This is a genomic window from Bacteriovorax sp. BAL6_X, from assembly GCF_000443995.1.
In the GTDB taxonomy this organism is placed as follows: Bacteria; Bdellovibrionota; Bacteriovoracia; order Bacteriovoracales; family Bacteriovoracaceae; genus Halobacteriovorax_A.
In genome coordinates this window covers 820,491-839,238 of sequence record NZ_AUMC01000010.1, presented here as the reverse complement: position 1 = coordinate 839,238, position 18,748 = coordinate 820,491, and the positions used below count along the sequence as shown (strand labels likewise).

General features: G+C 37.0%; 15 protein-coding genes, 1 tRNA gene and 1 pseudogene. 7 read left to right on the top strand and 10 right to left on the bottom strand.

The features are described from left to right. The first annotated feature begins 18 nt into the window (after positions 1–18). A complete protein-coding gene (locus M902_RS14720) occupies positions 19–801 on the top strand; it encodes an alpha/beta hydrolase (protein WP_021267792.1) in 783 nt (260 codons plus the stop codon). Here M902_RS14720 and queG read toward each other — a convergent pair. The 7 genes and pseudogenes from queG to M902_RS14690 all read right to left on the bottom strand — a co-directional run bounded on the left by queG (position 793) and on the right by M902_RS14690 (position 10,177). Beyond that, positions 793–1,785 (bottom strand): tRNA epoxyqueuosine(34) reductase QueG, encoded by a 993-nt coding sequence (gene queG, locus M902_RS14715; RefSeq protein WP_021268651.1) that lies wholly within the window; start codon positions 1,783–1,785, stop codon positions 793–795. The two genes, M902_RS14720 and queG, sit on opposite strands and share 9 nt — an antisense overlap. Then, positions 1,782–3,476 carry a pyruvate kinase gene (pyk, locus tag M902_RS14710; protein ID WP_021268388.1) on the bottom strand — a complete coding sequence of 565 codons (1,695 nt, stop codon included), beginning with the start codon at positions 3,474–3,476 and terminating at the stop codon, positions 1,782–1,784. The genes queG and pyk overlap by 4 nt, the downstream gene beginning before the upstream one ends. A gap of 37 nt (positions 3,477–3,513) precedes the next feature. Continuing rightward, positions 3,514–5,484, bottom strand: a complete 1,971-nt coding sequence (locus M902_RS14705; RefSeq protein WP_040314893.1) for a hypothetical protein — start codon at positions 5,482–5,484, stop codon at positions 3,514–3,516. Positions 5,485–5,627: 143 nt separating this feature from the next. Further along, the gene (locus M902_RS14700) at positions 5,628–6,674 is read right to left on the bottom strand and encodes a thioredoxin domain-containing protein (RefSeq protein ID WP_021268634.1); all 1,047 of its coding nucleotides are present in this window, start codon (positions 6,672–6,674) and stop codon (positions 5,628–5,630) included. A 79-nt stretch (positions 6,675–6,753) separates the two neighbouring features. Beyond that, positions 6,754–7,500: an ATP-binding cassette domain-containing protein gene (locus M902_RS16855; protein ID WP_369793852.1), complete on the bottom strand. Its 747-nt coding sequence runs from the start codon at positions 7,498–7,500 to the stop codon at positions 6,754–6,756. A 228-nt stretch (positions 7,501–7,728) separates the two neighbouring features. Next, a pseudogene (locus M902_RS16850) lies at positions 7,729–8,445 on the bottom strand (ABC transporter transmembrane domain-containing protein); the annotation flags it as partial. A 40-nt stretch (positions 8,446–8,485) separates the two neighbouring features. Then, the gene (locus tag M902_RS14690) at positions 8,486–10,177 is read right to left on the bottom strand and encodes an ABC transporter ATP-binding protein (RefSeq protein ID WP_040314891.1); all 1,692 of its coding nucleotides are present in this window, start codon (positions 10,175–10,177) and stop codon (positions 8,486–8,488) included. Between the two features lie 150 nt (positions 10,178–10,327). Here M902_RS14690 and M902_RS14685 point away from each other — a divergent pair, with 150 nt between their 5' ends. Continuing rightward, positions 10,328–11,212 carry a sensor histidine kinase KdpD gene (locus M902_RS14685; protein ID WP_021268736.1) on the top strand — a complete coding sequence of 295 codons (885 nt, stop codon included), beginning with the start codon at positions 10,328–10,330 and terminating at the stop codon, positions 11,210–11,212. Between the two features lie 134 nt (positions 11,213–11,346). Here the strand turns inward: M902_RS14685 and M902_RS14680 are convergent. Continuing rightward, positions 11,347–11,423 (bottom strand) — tRNA-Val (locus M902_RS14680). A 126-nt stretch (positions 11,424–11,549) separates the two neighbouring features. Between M902_RS14680 and M902_RS14675 the strand changes: the two genes are divergently transcribed. Both M902_RS14675 and M902_RS14670 read left to right on the top strand, forming a co-directional pair. Beyond that, entirely contained in the window at positions 11,550–11,837 is a 288-nt protein-coding gene (locus M902_RS14675; protein ID WP_021268080.1) for a hypothetical protein, read from the top strand. Between the two features lie 15 nt (positions 11,838–11,852). Continuing rightward, entirely contained in the window at positions 11,853–12,905 is a 1,053-nt protein-coding gene (locus M902_RS14670; RefSeq protein WP_021268025.1) for a branched-chain amino acid aminotransferase, read from the top strand. Positions 12,906–12,951: 46 nt separating this feature from the next. Here the strand turns inward: M902_RS14670 and M902_RS14665 are convergent, their stop codons facing one another. Further along, complete coding sequence (locus M902_RS14665; protein ID WP_021268164.1) at positions 12,952–14,271, bottom strand: putative Na+/H+ antiporter; 1,320 nt, start codon at positions 14,269–14,271, stop codon at positions 12,952–12,954. A 136-nt stretch (positions 14,272–14,407) separates the two neighbouring features. On the opposite strand from M902_RS14665, the gene M902_RS14660 reads away from it, so the two are divergent. Continuing rightward, the gene (locus M902_RS14660) at positions 14,408–15,868 is read left to right on the top strand and encodes a hypothetical protein (protein WP_021268102.1); all 1,461 of its coding nucleotides are present in this window, start codon (positions 14,408–14,410) and stop codon (positions 15,866–15,868) included. A gap of 7 nt (positions 15,869–15,875) precedes the next feature. Here M902_RS14660 and M902_RS14655 read toward each other — a convergent pair whose 3' ends face one another. Further along, positions 15,876–16,124 (bottom strand): ferredoxin, encoded by a 249-nt coding sequence (locus tag M902_RS14655; RefSeq protein WP_021267936.1) that lies wholly within the window; start codon positions 16,122–16,124, stop codon positions 15,876–15,878. Positions 16,125–16,248: 124 nt separating this feature from the next. On the opposite strand from M902_RS14655, the gene M902_RS14650 reads away from it, so the two are divergent. Both M902_RS14650 and queC read left to right on the top strand, forming a co-directional pair. Further along, positions 16,249–18,015: a phospho-sugar mutase gene (locus M902_RS14650; protein ID WP_021268665.1), complete on the top strand. Its 1,767-nt coding sequence runs from the start codon at positions 16,249–16,251 to the stop codon at positions 18,013–18,015. A gap of 18 nt (positions 18,016–18,033) precedes the next feature. Further along, a complete protein-coding gene (queC, locus tag M902_RS14645) occupies positions 18,034–18,732 on the top strand; it encodes a 7-cyano-7-deazaguanine synthase QueC (RefSeq protein WP_021268533.1) in 699 nt (232 codons plus the stop codon). Positions 18,733–18,748 lie beyond the last annotated feature (16 nt).

Here is an 18,748-nt window from a genome sequence, read left to right as displayed (position 1 = left end):
TTAATTATGATATCCGCTATGAATGAAAAGTTTTTAAGTATCGATAAAATTATTTTAACTCAAGGGCAAACAACAGTTAACGCCCTCCTCTTTAGACCACCAAGCACAAAGCTTAAAGATACGGGATACGCCATTTTTACTCATGGTTACACGTCTCACAAGATAAGTATCTTCTCTTGGGCACAGAAACTTTGTGATGATGGAGTCCCTACTTTAATTTTTGACCAACCAGGTCATTTTACCGGGTCATTTCATGATGTGGCATCTTTCGAAGACTTTAAAAATGATGCACCTAATTTGTTTATTCAGGCTCTAACTAAATTAAAAGAAGCTTACCCTAACCAAAGTAACAAAGTTTTAGTTGGTGGCCACTCTCTAGGGGCCCTCACTTCACTTCTTGCGGTTCAAAACGGAATCTTTGATGGTTATGAAACATTCCACTGCGGTGTTGGCTTCGGTGTTCCACCAGAAGGTGTCACACATGTCTTTGATACTCCATTTTATCAAGCAACAGTAAGAGCACGCGCAGAACTTGTCTCAACTCACCTAGCTCCTGATACAATGTTTCCATGGATCAAAGAGCAAAAGCACAATATGAGTTTAAGCGGTCACAACATTCACCTTATCTCAGGTGAAGATGATGTAGTTGTTGGAAAAGAAGGCATGGAAAACTTCGCAAAACTTTTAGAAGATCTTGTCAATATCGTAACGATAGAGAAACCAAAGAAGCTTGGCCACCACCTACCAGATATGGCCGGAAGTTTTATTAAAAAGTATGCGAAGAAGATAGGTCTAATCTAGATAATACTTAAGATTTTTAAGCATCCCCACACGTCCAGTACGCTCTAGTGGGGTGCCTTTAAATTGGCGACGATACTCACGGTTACTCATGGCCTCTAATTCTTCAATGATTACACTTACAGGCCTTGTTAAAAAGAAGTCGATAAATTGCTTACCACTTTCTTTAAACGCTTCAGAATCTGTTTCAAGCTTTCTCTCTAAGCGCATATTCCAAGGACAAACATCCTGGCAAATATCACAGCCAAAGATCTCACCATGTGCCTTATCAAAACCAACAGGTGCTTCAATCTCTTTAAAGTGTTCGATAGTGAAAGTTGAGATGCACTTATCAGCAATAATTGTACGCTTTTCTAAATCAATGGCATCTGTTGGGCATGCATCCGCACAACGTGTGCACTTACCACAGTGATCTGTTTCAAATTTATCATTTGGGGCCTCAACTTCTTTATTAAGTAAGAGAGAGCCAATGATAAAGTAGCTACCAATGTGGCGATTAATAAGCATTGAGTTCTTGCCATACCAGCCTAGTCCTGACTGATAAGCAAAGTCACGCTCTAGAATTGGTTGTGTATCAAGAGAGAATTTAAACTCTAACTCAGGGTCGAGTTTTTGTAACTCCTCTCCTATTACCTGTAATTTATCTCTCACTTCATAGTGATAGTCGCGTCCTTGAAAACCGACGACGTAGTTAGCGATTTTTAGACCATTACTCTCTCCACTATCATAGAACTTCTTAGCACTACGAGCGATATGAGAGTAATCAAAAGCGATAACAAGTGTGGATTTAATATCGGGGTAGTAGTTTTTTAGATCTTCTCTTTTGATAGCCCGATCATCGGCAAGGTAGCTTAGAGCACCATGAAGGCCATCTTTAATCCAAGTTTTGAAGCGTTCTAAGGACTTCGGTTTAGATTCAGCGACGACACCCCATACTTCAAGCCCTTGGGTACTTAAAATATTTTGAATGTCGTCTTTTTTGATCATGATTTATCAATAATCTCAATCGCACCTGTTGGACATACTCTTATACATTCATAGTCTAGCGTACAGTGCTTAATTTGATCCTGATTTAGTTTTGTAAGTTTTGTCTTCTTATCTGCAACCCAAATTTCATGAGGACAAATAGAAACACAATTTTGACAAGTCGAACATATATTATGGTCTAGAAGAATTCTTTTTTTTTTATCTTCCCCTACTTCAAAAGTCTCTTCACCGGCTTCTTCGTGGTGACGAGCTTCCTTAATAATCTCAACCTTCACAGAGTTAGAATAACCTTTAGAAAAGATCTTTCCATCCCCTAACGTCACAACAATTTTATCACCGTTGTATAGGCCCATCTTTTCTTTAGCATGAGAAACAATATACTTTACGTAAGATCCAGTATCCTGCACTTCCTCATCAACAAGATATGGGTAGACTCCCCAGTAAAGACAAATACGCCTTGCTGTTCTAAGATTATGAGTTACTCCAGCAACTGGAGTTTGTGGCCTAAACATCGAAACCTTACGACAAGAGTTTCCCCCTTCCGTTACAGCAAGAATTCGTTTCGCTTCAACTTTTTCAGCAATCATTGAAGCAGCAACCATGACAGACGAGTTAACAGATGAAAGGTCTATATTTCTAAGCAGTGGCCTTTCTTTTGGTGTCTTCTCTGCTTCATAAATAATGTCATTCATCATTTGAACGGCCTCAACTGGATAGGCCCCGGAAGCAGATTCACCAGATAACATAACAGCATCAGTTCCATCCCAAATAGCATTGGCAACATCACTTGCTTCTGCTCTTGTAGGAGTTGGCGCATCAGTCATACTCTCAAGCATTTGCGTTGCAGTAATAACAGGAATCATACGATCATTACACTTTTGAATGAGCTCTTTTTGAATTGAAGGAACGAGGTGATTTCCTACTTCAACTCCCATATCACCACGTGCAACCATAATAACGTCTGTAACATCTAAAATTTCTTCGATATTATCAAGGGCCTGTGGCTTTTCAATTTTAGAAATAATTGGAACCCTAACTTTCAATTTATGAAGTAGGGCCTTAACCGATATAATATCCTCTTTCTTACGTACAAAAGAAAGAGCGATATAATCAATATTATGTTTAAGCGCAAACATTAAGTCTGCTTCATCTTTATCTGTAAATGCAGGTGCTGAAACTTCACAGTCCGGAAGGTTAATTCCTTTATTCGACTTTAACTCTCCCCCAACAAGAACTTCAATTTTATAGACATCACGATCCCTTGTTATTGCCTTTGCAATTAACTTTCCATCGTCAAATAGAATTCTTGCACCGTCATGACAGTCATCAACAAGTTTTTCGTAAATCGTTGGGATATAACAATCTTTATATTCTGGATAATCTGCTTGCTTCGAACTTGGACCGATAACCCATGTCTGACCATTTTCTAATTGTAGGCCATTAGGTAATTTATCAGTACGAATCTTTGGCCCTTGTAAGTCAATCAGAATGGCAACTTCTCTGCCGATATTTTTAGATGCTTGGCGAATATTAGAGATGAGTTGGGCATGTGACTCATGAGTTCCGTGACTCATATTAACACGTGTTACGTTAACACCGGCCATGATGAGTTTTTCAATCATTTCAACTGTATTAGAAGATGGCCCTAAAGTCGCAACAATTTTAGCGCGACGGACTTTGCCCATTCCCATTATCTCTCCCTGAATTCTTTTATGCTATGTCTGTACTTTATGCTTTTCGAGAATCTTGTTGATCAGAGAACATACCACTTCTAATCTCGCTAGACCTCTCTTCTAAAGCCTCAGCATTTGCCGCTCGAATTTCTTCCATGCGATTCTCATACTGATTAATTAGATTCGATCTTTCAAGTTTTGAGTTTTCATAAAGAGTATTGTATTGATTCTCAAGTTCAGTAACTTTTGAAACATACTTTCTTTGAGACTCGTCTCTTTCTCGAGTAATCATATCTTCATAGTACTCTACCATTCTTTTTACTTGAATGTCTGCTCTTTGTTTAACTTGAGAAAGTCTCTTATCAAATTCACCTCGTAAGTTAGATAGATTACTGTGATTTTCACGATCTTTCAATGCAATTGCATTTCTCGTCACTTCCTTAAGTTGATTAGACTCTAGTCCATGAGTCATACGTATTCTTTCTATCTCTTTAGCATTTGCTTTTTTAAGTCGATTTAACTTTGATTCATAAGAAGAAATTAACTTTTCGTTTGTCTCTTCTAATTGTTCAATTTTTTGGGACAATGACTTAGCAAGTTTATCTTTACTCTCTATAAAATGCTCTTTAGCTTCTTGCATTTCTTGCGAATGCTTCATATGTGTATCTTGAATAAATTTCTTTGACTCATCTGCAAAATCAGCTTGCATTTGAGAAACAGCTTCAGTGTTGCGATCACTCATTTTCTGAACGGTTTCCCCAAATTGAGCTCTTTGTCTTTCTAGAATTTTTTTAGATTGTTCTTTATCATTATACGCTTCAAGCTCTTTGTCTCTTATTTGGCGTTTAAAGCTTCCTTGTAATTCTTCAACATCTTTATTTAGCTCAATATTGATATCACTTAGAGTATCACTCTTAAACTTTGACATATCTTTTTCAAGCTCGGCAATATACTCAGATGACTTTTGTTTTTGTGAACTAAGAGCTTCTTTAGTTGACTGAGCACGACGTCTTTCTTGGATATCAGCATTAAAACGGTCCGTATCAATTTGATCACGTATATTTTTAATTCGAGTCTCATATCCTCTTTGAGTTTGCTCCAGTTTGTCATTGAAAACGTCTTCACGGCTTCCACCAGATAACTTCTGATTCATCTCACGTCTTGCACGATATAACTCTTTTGCATGACGGTTCTCAAGGTCCTTTGCATTTTGAGAGAAATCTCTTTGTTCAACTTGTCGCTTTCTAGAGTTTCTATCATTTATTTCTTCAATTGAATTCTTAAAGCTTTTTTGATTATCAGAAAGTTGCTTATCTTTTTGAGCAGTCATATCTGAAATTCGTTGCTCTTGATAATCCTTAAGAGACTCCTCTCTTCCTTTATGCGTTCGTCTTAATCCATCAACATCATCATTAAATTTCTCATATAAACGAGCACGTTTTTCACCACTTTCTTTTAGTTGATCTCTCATTTCATTTTCATAACTTGAAATAAGTTCACGGCGATTCTTCTTCGTTTCCAACTCATGCGAATGGGCCTTATCTCGCGAATCGCGGTAAACCTTATCAATAGTTTCATTGAAGTGGTCGTTCATCTTTCCCATTGTCGAGTCAAATCTTCTTTGTTGCGAAGAAAGACGGTGATCCATATTAGAGCGATCGGCCATCCCTTTTGTCTCATAAGCTTCACGAATATTTTTAAAACGTGTATCAAACTGATCCTTAATATCCTTACGATCACGTTCAAACTCACGCTTATTCCCATCTATTTTACTTAGATATTCTTTTTGCTGCTCTTCTATTCTTCTCTTTGTATCAGCACTAGCTGTTTCTCGAAATTGATCTTGTCTCTCTTCAATTTTACCAAGAGAGTTATCATAGGCTTGACGCTGCTTATTTAAACGATATTCTTGAGTATCTTTTAATTCACCTACCTCACGATTATGGTTCTTTCGCTGCTCATCAATAGTGTTCTGAAAATTTTCGCGGTGTTGTGAAAGTCTCTTTGAATAATCTCTAACGTCCATATTTTTCTTCCGATTTAGATGCAATAAGATATTATATACCCCCTCTATTCTATCAATTATGCCCAATATAAAAAGGCCGGGAATAAATGCCCCGGCCTTAGTATTTTCAGTCTTTCAGACTATTTTAGTAGTGTATTTCTAAACTATTTTCCTAATTCAGAATCGATAAGCTCTTTGAATACTTCAAATGGTTGTGCACCATTAATTAGCATACCGTTCACATAGAATGTTGGAGTTGATTTAACACCTACATCAACACCTTCTTTAACAGTAGCATCAACCTCTGGTTTCATACGTCCAGAATCAAGACATTCATCAAATTTCTTCTGATCTAGGCCAACAGCTTTCGCTTTTGCCTTAAGTGCAGATACTGATAATCCCGCTTGGTCAGCAAACATTGAATCGTGAAGCTTCCAAAACTTTTCACTCGCTTGCTCATTTGCACAAAGTGCAGCTTCCGCAGCTTTTGCTGCGTCTTTATGGAAGTTTAGTGGGAAATTTTTGAAAACGATCTTAACTTTATTTCCATAAGTTTTCTTGATCTCATTCATAATCTCAACACCCTTAGCGCAGTATGGACACTGAAAGTCAGAGTATTCAGCAATAACAACGGCCGCATCTTTTCCACCAAACATTGGCTCTTTACCTGTTACAGGAATTTCAAAACGAGGTCTCTTTGGTTTTTCAAGATAAACTTCAACCGGGCTATTCTTAGTTTTTTGTGTTAAGTAAGCTTCAATCGCATCACGTTTTTTTGTGTTCTTTAAGAAATCAACAATTCTCGCCTTCAGCTGAGGGTTTAGGTCAGGAATATTTCTTTCCTTAGCAAAATCATTAATTTCCTTATCTGAAACCTTTACATCTTTAGCAACAACAACATCAATAAATTGCTCCATAGACATTGAACTTCTTGCAGGATCTTCGTTTTTAAAATTCTCTAAAAGATAGGCCTTAACCTTTCCTAGTTTCATTTCATAAACTTTTAATTGGGCCTCATATAATTCTGCTTCAGAACCTTTAAAAAGTTCATCGTGACTAACTTCTTTTCCATTGAACTTAATCACAGCAGTGGCATTTGGAGCCTTTTTAAATAAGAAATTTGGTTTTGAATTTACATCGCTCGTACACGCCATCATTCCAATTGCAGAAATAGCAACTAGGCCAAGAGCTAGCTTGGATTTTTTAAACATAATGATCTCCTTACATCAATTTAAACTAATTATATGTAAAAAAAAGAAATAATGCATTAGTGTTCACGTCATTTTTTTGTCAATTCGACAATTGCTTCACAAATAGATCATACTGCGGCGAAATATTTTTAAGCTCTTCATGGACTCCCTTAGCAATTACTCTGCCACCTTCCATAACAATTATCTGCTGAGCATCAAGTATTGTTTCTACTCGATGGGCCACAATAATTGTTACTGCCTGCTTTTGAACAAAGAGAATCATTTTACGAAGAGCTTCTTCAAGATCGCTATCTAAGGAAGAAGATATTTCATCAAAAAGAACAATTGGCTTCTTTAGATAACATGAGCGAATCGCCGATATAAGCTGCTTTTGACCAAGTGAGATTTCGTTTTGATCAAGTACAGTATCTGGCTTAATCCCCCATTTTGAAAGATAAGAGATCTGTTCACAAACATCACTCCAGAAAGCATCAAAGTTTCCAAAGCCCGCTTGCCCCATTGTAATATTAAACTCAACAGTCTCAGAAAATATATGTGAGTCCTGCGATACAATTCCAATTAATTCGCGGTATTCGTTAAAGTCATCAATATAATCAAAGTTATATTCTTTCTTAACTCCACTGTGATTTTCAACAAATACCTTTCCTTCATCAGGAATAATATTTGCCGCCATAATATTTAAAAGAGTCGACTTTCCACTTCCCGACAATCCCACAATACCAATGAGATCACCTTGGCGACAGTCAAAAGAAATATCTTCTAATGTAAATGGTGTCGAATTCTCTCCTTTTGCAGGATAAGTAAACTTTTGAATTTCAATATGCATTTTTTCAACATCATATTGACGTCTCTTTGCATTAATATCTGAAGACTTCTCTTTATCAAGGTCAACAAGGAATTCGTTTATACGTCCAACACCAGTCGCAGCTCTTTGAATATTAGCAACTTTAGATGAAACATCTTTAATCGGATTGATTGAACGTTGAATTAAATCGATAAGAGCAAAGATTAATGCAACTTGAGTAATCCCACTATTTGGAATGATAAAGATGGCACAGGCCAAGAATACCGGAAAGAGAGACTCAGCAAATGAATAGTAAGAAGCATCCCAAACATTTGAAGAAAGGATCTTCTTAAGAAATTCATCAAAAACAAATAAAGACTTTTTCGACGTATATTGATCTGCCGGGTTATAGTAATTCTCTCTCACGCCACCAATCAGGTCTGCAACAACGCGGTAAAGTTTAGCTCGTGAATTTCTCACACTTAAGAAAACAGCACGCATATACTTAGAGCACCAAATTAGTACAAAGCAGGCCCCAAATTGAATTGCAGCAAGATATATTCCAGCAACGGCATTAAGACTCACAAAACTAATTAGCGAAGCAACGACAAAGAAGATATCAATAATGATTCCAAATGTACCTGAAGTCACAAGCTCTCTCAAACTTTCCGTATCACTCATAATACGGGCAAGAACTTCCCCTTGAGGGTAGCGATCATTACGGTTCTCTTTTGATGTTTGAAGTTCAACACTAGAAAGCCACTTGCCATAACAATGAGTTCTAACAAATTGAACTAGGCCCACAACATATCGATTGATGATTAAATTATAGACAGCACGATTCAAAGCTGTTGCCAAAAAGATAAACGTCATGACTACAAGAGTCTGACGATAAACTTCTTCAATTTCATAATTTGCAGTAAGCTTTGTAATTAATTGTGGAAGTGCAGCACCAAGCGCACTTGAGATAATAAGGCATACCACCATGCTTATTAAGTACTTCCCGCTACCTTTATATAATAGGAATTTAGATGAGTTGTTTTCTAAAGTGCTCATAAATTCCTCCTTCTTGTTTTTGTGTAAAGTCGATAACTTTTGACTCTTCTCTTAGCCCTTCACTTTCGCAAATTAAACTTAAGTGATCACATTGCACTGCTGTTGTATATCTATGAGTGGACATAATGAGAGTTCGGCCTTCGAAAATCTTCATTGCATTTAATTGACTTAAGATTTCTCTTTCTAGAACAACATCAACTGAAGAAAAAGGATCATCCCAAATAATAAACTCACTTTCAAAAAGCAGCGATTTGATTAAAGATACACGTTTAATTTGACCACCAGATAGTCTCTTCCCGTTTTCTCCAACAACAAGATTAAACAAACTCTTGCGATCGGATGCTAGATAATCAAGGCCAAAGATTTTTAGTAGCTCATATGCTTTAGAAAGTTGCTCTTCATTGAAGTCTCTTCCTAGGGCCAAGTTTTCTAAAATAGTTCCATTATAAAGATATGGATCTTGAGCAACGTAGCTTGTACTACGATCTTGCATCTTTAAGACTTCTGAAATTTTGACGAGTAGTTCAGACTTTCCACAACCAGTTTTTCCAACGATTGCATTTTTTTCATCTTTCCAGATCTTTAGATTAATATCGTTATCCCAAAATGGTAGTTGTAATTCAAACGACTCACTCTTCTCTTTAAAAGAAAATTCTCTTTTAAGCATTGTCTCAAGCTCGCTTTCTTTATCTAAGACAGCAACTAGCTCTCTTACTCGTGCCCACGCTCCTGCCGAACGAGTAAAGACAACTCCAATCCAGGCTAGAAACATAATTGGTTCTAAGAATAAATAAACAAAACCTGAAAATAAAATTAGCGAAGATGCCCCTAATTGTTCAGTAAAAATAATATAGGCTCCCCAAATCAGAGATAGGCCAACACCTGTAGGCATTAGAGGAATTGAAATTCCAACACGCTTACCGGCTTCATAAAAGTTATCAAGTTCTTCCAAGGACTTCTTTGCAAAGAGATCAATGAAGGCCTTCTCCGCGTGAAAATTTTTAATAGTCTTCTTTCCAGCGTAAGTTTCAATAATAATATTTTGAACTTCACCTTGAAGATCTTGAGTTTGACGATAGAATTTTCGATTTGTTGAAACAATCGCGCTAAAAATAATAAATGCTACAAACATTGGAAGAAGTGCAATAAAGAGCTCTTTATTAAAGTTTAGGAGTTTAGGAACAAGAATTGAAAGTGCGATAATAATATTTGCAATTTGTAAAAGAGCAAAGCCAATCAGTGCTCTTACATGCTCTAAGTCACCACCAATGATTTGGAAGATTTGTCCCTTTGGATAATCTTTATAACGAGAAGGACTCACCTTCTCTAGTTTCTTCATTAAATCAAAACGTAGAATCTTTTGTAGTACTCTTGCAGGATAAAAGAATAAAAGTCTCGATGAAGTTCTAAATACAATAATTCCCAAGGCCAATAAGAATAAGTGCCCAACAGGAATAGAAATTCCTTTAGAGATTTTCTCGGCCAAATCCTTTGCTATAAAAGGTAATTCACTTTGGATATTGTGAGTAAGGTAGAGGCAAATAAAGGCCCCAATATAGAAATACCAGTAATGGACAAACTGCGTCACCACCAGTGATGTTAACTTTTTATTAAGATAGTCTTTCATTCCAGCAAGTCTACTTGAATTACACCCATCAGTCACCCTTCTGTTTCCTGTAGGGACAATTGAAATGTGAAAATACATTCTTAATTTAAGTTAAATTTACCTTCTCAAACTTGGTTATAGGAATAAAGCTAGCTAAAATCCTACAAAATTAATTGGTTTCAGAAAAACTATGCTTAAGGAAAGAAAGTGATCTATCTCGTAAGTTTACTAACAATTTTAATTATCTGTTCAATTATGGTCATCACACATCAAGCGATCAAAATTAAACAGCTTGAAGTTGAAGGCCGAGACCTCTCGCGAAAACTAGAAGAAAAGCAACATTTACTCTCCGTTTTATTCCATGACTTATCCAATTCCACGACCCTTCTTTCATTACTCAGCGACTCGTCCTTATTGGCCATGAAAGACAAAGATGGTATATTACAAAATCTTGGCCGCGTTAGTGGAGTCATTGAGAACATGGCCGAGCTTATTCAACATATTCGTAAAATCCAATCAATTGAATCCGGTAAATCAAATATAAAATTAGAACCAGTCCCATTGAAAGAGTCCATTGAAAATTCGATACAGCTCATTAGAAAAAGGATTGAAAAAAAGAGTCAGCATATTCGTGTTGAGTTTGAAGAGCAAGATGCTCAGGTCATGGCGGAGCCATCGTCACTTTGTCATAGTGTCTTTAGCAATCTTCTTACCAATGCTTCTAAATTCTCACCAGAAGGCTCAGAGATTTTTGTAAGAGTTACTGAACGAAACTCTGTTATCCGAGTTGATATTACCGACCAGGGAATTGGCATTCCTGAAACAATGATAAAAAGTCTCTTCTCTTTTACTAATGAAACCCATCGCGAAGGGACTCACGGAGAAGAAGGCTCAGGGTTTGGTCTACCGGTTGTAAAAAAATATATGAAATTCTATGGAGGAAATATCAAAGCATTTAATAATATTGATGGCATAGGCTCAACTTTCACAATGACATTCGTTAACGCAGCATTAAATAATCAAAATACCATTGAGAAATCAAAAACCGATCCTAAACAAAAGAGAAAACCTTTGCGCGAGGTAAATCAATAAGCAATGTATAAGGAAAAACAAAGATGGTAGTTACAACCTGCGATCAAAAGATGCCCAAAGGCATGTTTTGGCGCTGAGTTGATATCGGTATCAGCAAACTAAATCAATAAGCAATATATAAGGAAAAACAAAGATGGTAGGACTATGCAGATTCGAACTGCAGACCTCTACCATGTCAAGGTAGCGCTCTAACCAACTGAGCTATAGTCCTACAAGTGTCTTAAAGTAGGAAAATAATATTCTAATTCACTAAACTCGTCAAAAGATAAAATTGACGCACAAACCTAAGCAACATCGTTGCAATTTTGCTAGTATAACTAAAAATCATGGAGGAATAATGAAAAATATTATTATGATATTAATTCTATCTAGTTGTGCTGTTTCTAAAACAAAACTGACTCCAGCTGGAGAAAAGTTAAAAGTAACATATCAAAAGCCACGTCATAAAAACTGTAAGCCTTTTACAAATGTTGTTGGTGAAAATGAGAACGGAATTAAGGACCTTGCCGTTAACCATGCTATTAACCAAGTTGCAGATGAAGGTGGAGACACAATCTGGATAAAAGAATCTGTAAACGAAGGAAATATCTGGAAGGTCTTTGGACTTGGTTACCACTGTAAATAAAAATAAGGATTTTTAATGATAATTTTAGATAGTGCAAAGAAAGCAATCGAAAATTTCACAATGCCTGACCACGTAGGATTTGGAAAAGTACTACTTCCAATCATGGCAACATGTGAATACAAACGTGGAGAATGGGGAGAACTTGAAATTAAGCCTTATGGCAAATTGGAGCTGGATCCAACATGCAAGGTTCTACACTACGGACAAGAAATATTTGAAGGAATGAAGGCCTATAACTTTAAAGGTAATGGACCAAATCTTTTTAGGCCTCTTGAAAATTACAGACGTTTCAATCACTCAGCAAAACGAATGGCAATGCCAGAAGTTCCAAAAGATATTTTTACAGCTGCTGTAAATACAATCACTAAAATGGGTGAAAATTATATCCCTAAGCGTGGTGGTGAATCTCTGTATATTAGGCCATTTATGATTGCCACAGAAAATAATTTAGGTATTAAGCCTAGTGAGGAATTTCTTTTCATGGTTATTGCCTCACCTGTTGAATCATACTTCTCAGGTGGAAGCTATAAGCTTCTAATTGAAAGAAATATGATTCGTGCATGTGCAGGAGGTATGGGAACGGCAAAAACTGGTGGTAATTATGCTGGTGCTCTTAACGCTGGAGTTAGAACTCTAAAACTAGGATTACATCAAACTCTTTGGCTCTCTGCAAGTGATCGTAAGTCGATTGAGGAATTAAGCGGAATGAACTTCTTTGCAGTTATTGACGGAGAAATTCACACTCCTGAACTAACAGAAACAATTCTTGATGGAATCACTCGTCGTTCACTTATCGATATTGCTCGCCACAAAGGGTATAAAGTCGTTGAAAGAAAGATTAGCATTGATGAACTAATTGAAGATATCAAGTCAAAGAAATGTACAGAATGCTTCTCTTGTGGAACTGCTGCTATTATCACGCCGATTTGTTCTTTACATGAAGAGTCTGGTGAATTCTATAATATTCAAGAAGAGTTTGGGCCGGTTTCAAAGGAGCTACGTGAGACCCTACTCGGTATTCAAGAAAAAACAATTGAAGACCCGTTTAACTGGGTTGTAGATCTATAAGTATTTTTAAAATAAAAAAGGCCCTCAATTGAGGGCCTTTGTATTTTTACTTCGCTAGATTTGGAAGAATTTGAAACATAACCATTGCAAGGATTGTTGGGAAAAGTGCTCCAAGCAGAAGCTTTCCAGGATTAATCCCCTCTTTTCCAAATGTTCCTTTAAGGATACCAAATCCCGCAGGGTTTGGAGCGTTAGCAATAACAGTTAAACCACCACCAGCAACAGCACCAGCAACAAGGTTGTACTTAGCTGAATCAGTTAGATCAACCAGAGTCCCTAAATAAGTAAGAGCTGCGTTATCTGTAATAGCAGTAAGTGAAGTTGCACCTACGAAAAGAACAAAGTCACCAAGCTTAGATAAAATTGGTTGTAGCCACCAACCTTGTTGTCCACCTAGAGTTACTAGACCAGCAAGGAAGAAACCAACAAGAAGTGATTCTTTTAGCTTGATTTCGTCTTGGTACTCTTTTGTAACAGTCGTGAAACCTAAGAAGAATAGGAAAAGTGCAAGGAAGAAAACCATGTGGTGAGCAGAGAAAACAACAAGCCCCATAAAGATAATGTGAACTAGAGTCATCCACCAAGTTGGTGCCATCCAATTTTCATGCTTTTGTTTAATTTCAAGCTTTCCTTGAAGTTCATTTTTAAACATGAATGCAATAATTAAAGTTCCAATGATAATTGAAATTGTTGCCTTATAACCAAAGTTTGTAATCATGTGAACAAATCCCCAGTGCCACTTTGAAGCAACCATAAGTACAGGAGGTGCAGCAAAGTGAGAAAGTGTTCCACCGATTGATACGTTTACAAAAAGTAGACCAATCGTTGCATACTTAAACTTAAGACTCATTTTCTCATCAGAGAAGAAGTAATCTAAAAGAATTAGAGCAGTAACCGTCATAGCAGCTGGCTCAGTAATAAAAGACCCTAGTATCGGACCAACAATAAGGGCCGAAATATAGAACGCCATTTTTCCTGGAAACGGAAGAAGCTTTGCAATCATACCAATGATTTTTTCAGCAAGCATAATGATTGGCCTCGTCCCTGCCATACACATAATAACGAAAACGAATGCTGCTTCAGTGTAGTTTACATCTTGCTCAAGATATTTCAGTGCCCCACCAATAACTTGGTGTGCATTATCATAAACTGCAAAACCTTGAGTGGCGCTATAGTAAACAATAAAGGCCGCGGCCCACATACCGAATACTGCTTCGACTTCACCTAAGAAGTGAAGAAGATTTTCCATCATCGATCCTTCCGGATACTTGTGAGCTAAGTGTTGAATTTTTGAAACTAAAAATGTGTGCAAAATAGCACATGCGAATAGAATCGTCCCTACAAGCTGTAGATTTGTTGGATTCATGATACTTCCTTTGTAAATTGTGATCCTCTTTATTTTATTCTTGTCGGCAAAGGTGCGCAAGTACTGAAATTTCCACACACTTAAAATAATTTACTATTTTTGTAAACTTTTTCTAAACCAGCTCCGATAAGAATTTGTGCTAATAAAAAAATTCTCTATCACCATTCTTGCATTTTCAGTTGTAGTCAATGCAATGGCCATTGAGCCAAGTTTCTTCAAAGAAGAAATTGACGTTAATGGAAGGCAGATAAAGGCCAAAGACTTAGTAAAAGATATTGTCAGAATTACAAAATCTAAATCTCCTAAATATATTCCGATTAGTCGTGAAAAAGAACTTACTGACGATATTCCAAGGCATAACACCGCTAGCGCAGAAATTTGTATTCAATGTCGAGATATGGCCGAGCTAGCTTCCAATATTTCAGATATCGTCACTAAGGCCAACGAGAATAATCCAAAGCCTAGTATTAAAGTCAAACAAAAGGCCTTAAAACTTAAGGCCGTTGCCACCTATATTGAAGCGGTTGATAAATTAGGAGAAGTGACTTGTCTAAAAAGTGACTTTGATAGCGGTAAAGAGCGTTATAACACAAGAGATTTTGATGACTTCGAATTAGTTTTTACCTCTGAAATCGCAATTAGTGAATTCTCATCACTGAGTCTTGCTTCTAGTACTCAAACAAAGACTAGAATTACTTGGTTTCGCTCCACTGATGAAGTTGGTGAAGATATCTTTATAAAAGTAGTTTTTATAAAAGACAAAGAGCCATATTTTCAGATCTACTACCCACATGACACTTATGTTGATCCAACAAAGCCAACAGATATAGAAAGAAGTATTCCAGAAGGTGTAACCCTAGAGACAAGTAATGAATCTGAAATGGCCCTTATAAAAGATCAAGAATACGATACTTTTATTGGGAAAGTAAAAATCAATAAGGCCCTCCTATTAGAACAAAGCTACTATATCCCTACTTCTCTAACTTTATTGGAAATGGAAACAGAAAGTAGCCTCGGAGAAAGCACAACACTTACTAGTAAAGTTGAAATTAATGATAAGAAACAAAGAATTAATGTCGACCTAAACAGTCAACTAACTGAAGACACAACTCTAGATGGCCACCTCGACATCAGGCCAAATAATCAAAATCTAAATCTTAAGTTATCCAATCGTTATAGCGAGGAAATCACAATTGATAGCAATGCAGATATCTCTACGGACAAGCAGCAACTTGACTTAAACTTAGCACACCAAGGGAAATCCACGGCCAGGGCCGTAGCAAGAGCAGACGGTTACTTTCTTGCTGGAGTTACTGTTGCGACTCCAGAGTTTCAAAACTTTGATATTGAAACAGATATGAGTTACGACACAAATCAGACAACGACAATTGCAAACGATTTTAGATTCCAAGGAACAACTATTATTAAAACTGGTACAGTGATTAACTCCCAAGGAGAAGTTGATTTCAGAGCACAAAGGTCATTTGAAGTATTTGATGATGCTAATATCACAATGGAAGTTCAGCATTCGACGAAAGACAGAGGCGTCAATGTTGACCGTACCTCTGCCTACATTTCTTTTGATATGAAATTCTAGTCAAGAATTAACCGTCATTTCCAATAGAAGCAACTGGACAAGCATCCATCTGCTCTTGACATAACTCTTCTTCTTCAGGAGTTGAAGGTTGCTTAGCGATATACGCATTCCCATCTTCATCTTCAGCGAAAAATTCAGGAGCACCTGTATAACACACGTTACATGCAATGCATCCTTCTCCGTTATCGTCGTCTGGATCTGTACAATACCACTTTCCAGCAACATTATCTTTGTGCTTCATTTCTTTATTTGCCATGTTAACTCCTTGATTTTATTAACACACAACACAATATTTCATTGATTATATTTTGCCTAAGTCTACTAGATTTGAGAATATAGCACAAGATACTCAATCATAAATTTCACAGGAGATTTTTAAAATGACGACGAGCCTTGAAAAAGCTAATGCTTGGGCCAATAACCCATATTTTGATGAAGAGTCACGCGCAGAGATCCAAAGATTAATTGACGCAGATGACATGAAAGAGATCGAAGAAAGATTTTATAAAGATATAGAATTTGGAACAGGTGGGCTACGCTCTATCCTTGGCGCTGGAAATAATCGTATTAACAAGTATACAGTACGTAGAGCAACACAGGCCCTTGCTGGTGAAATTCTAGATCACAGTAATAAATCAGGAGTAACTAACCCATCGATCGCAGTAAGTTATGATTCTCGTAAATTCTCTTTTGAATTTGCTAAGGAAGTCTGCAGTGTCATGGCCGCCAATGGAATTAAGTCTTATATCTACAAGAGGCTAAATCCAGTGCCAATGCTTTCTTACTCAGTAAGATACCACAAGGCCCAGGCCGGAGTAATGGTGACAGCTTCTCACAATCCTCCTGAGTATAATGGTTACAAAGTATACTGGAATGATGGTGCACAAGTTACTCCACCAAATGACAAAAATATTATCAATCGTTACTACGATATTACTTCGTACGATGCAGTTAAATTCATGGACTTCGCTCAAGCTGAAAAAGATGGATTCATTAGCTGGGTTGGTGAAGATGTAGAACAAAGCTTCTATAACGACATCCTGTCTAAAACAGTAAATCCTGAAATGTGTAAGCAAGATGGAAAAGACCTTAAGATCGTTTATACACCAATTCACGGTACAGGGCTTATTCCATGTACAACAGCACTTGCTCAACTTGGATTTACAAATGTTGAAGTTGTTAAAGAGCAAGCACAACCTGACTCAGCCTTCCCAACAGTAAGCTCCCCTAACCCAGAGAATCCTTCTGCAATGAAAATGGCCGTTGATCTTATGAAGAATACTGGTGCAGATATTGCATTTGGCTCTGACCCAGATACAGATAGACTTGGAGTAGCTTTTGAACATGAAGGAGAGACTCAATATATCAATGGAAACCAAATCGGAATCCTGATGCTCTACTACATGCTTCACAATCTTAAAGAAAATGGAACAATGCCAGCTAATCCATACTTTGTGAAAACAGTTGTAACAACTCCGCTTCAGGAGCTTATTGCAGATAAGTACGGAGTTAAGTCTTACTCAACTTTAACAGGTTTCAAGTGGATCTGTGGGCTTATGAATAAAATTGAAAAAGAAGATCCTTCTGCTAACTTCCTATTTGGTACCGAAGAGTCTTTTGGTTATCTACCACACGAGTTTGTACGTGATAAGGACGGTGTTGCCTCAATCACATTCATGTCTGAAGTTACTCTTTACTTCAAAAAACAAGGCCTAAATCTTATCCAGGCCCTTGATAAAATCTACGAAGAATTTGGCTTTAGCCAAGAGTCTCTCCTAAATCTTGTTTACCAAGGTAAAGAAGGGGCCGAAAAAATTACACGAATAATGAGTCATTTTAGAGACTTAGCTCCCACAAGCTTGTGCGGACAGGATATTCGCGTTATAGAAGATTACCAAACAGGTATTGTAAAAGACCTTGAATCAGGTGATGAGTCAAAATTGGACTATCCAGTCAGTAATGTAATTGGTTACCACTTTAAAAATGGAAACCGCCTGTATCTTCGCCCATCAGGAACTGAACCAAAAATTAAGTTCTACATTATGATTCAAGAAAAAGAAGGCGTACTTTCAGAGAAGAAAGCTAAGGCTTCAAAAGTAACCGAAGAGTTCCTAGCGTTCATTAATGAAACAGCTGAAGGACTATAAGGTTAAGGAGTAATAATTTTGAAAAGTGATAAACTTGCAGTTGTTCTAGTTAGTGGTGGTATGGATTCGTTGGTTTGTGCTGCAATTGCAAATGAGAAGCATAAGAATCTTGCGTTTCTTCATCTTAACTACGGACAAAAAACTGAAGAACGCGAATTAGATTGTTTCCAAAAAATCGCAGATTATTACGGAGTCGACAAATCACTTCGTAAAGTAATTGACGTATCTTTTCTTAAACAGATTGGTGGGAGCTCACTAACTGATGATGGAATTGATGTTAAACAATACAAAGGTGAATCAGAAGAGATCCCTGATAGCTACGTACCATTTAGAAATACTCACATCATTGCGATGGCCGTATCTTGGTCAGAAGTAGTTGGTGCAAAAAATATTTACATTGGCGCAGTTAATGAAGACTCATCAGGGTATCCAGACTGTCGTCCTAGCTACTATGCAGCTTATAATGAGCTAATCAAGCAAGGAACAAAAGATGGAGATATTGAAATCATCACACCAGTTATTGATATGGCAAAGAATGAAATTGTTCAAAAAGCAGTAGACCTAGGTGCACCACTTAAATTTTCTTATTCTTGTTATGCTCGTGGAGATAAGGCCTGTGGTGTTTGTGATTCGTGCGCTCTAAGGCTTAGAGGCTTTCAAAAAGCCGGAATTGAAGATCCAATTGAATACGATCAAAGACCAAACTATCTTTCTTAAGATAACAAATAAATAA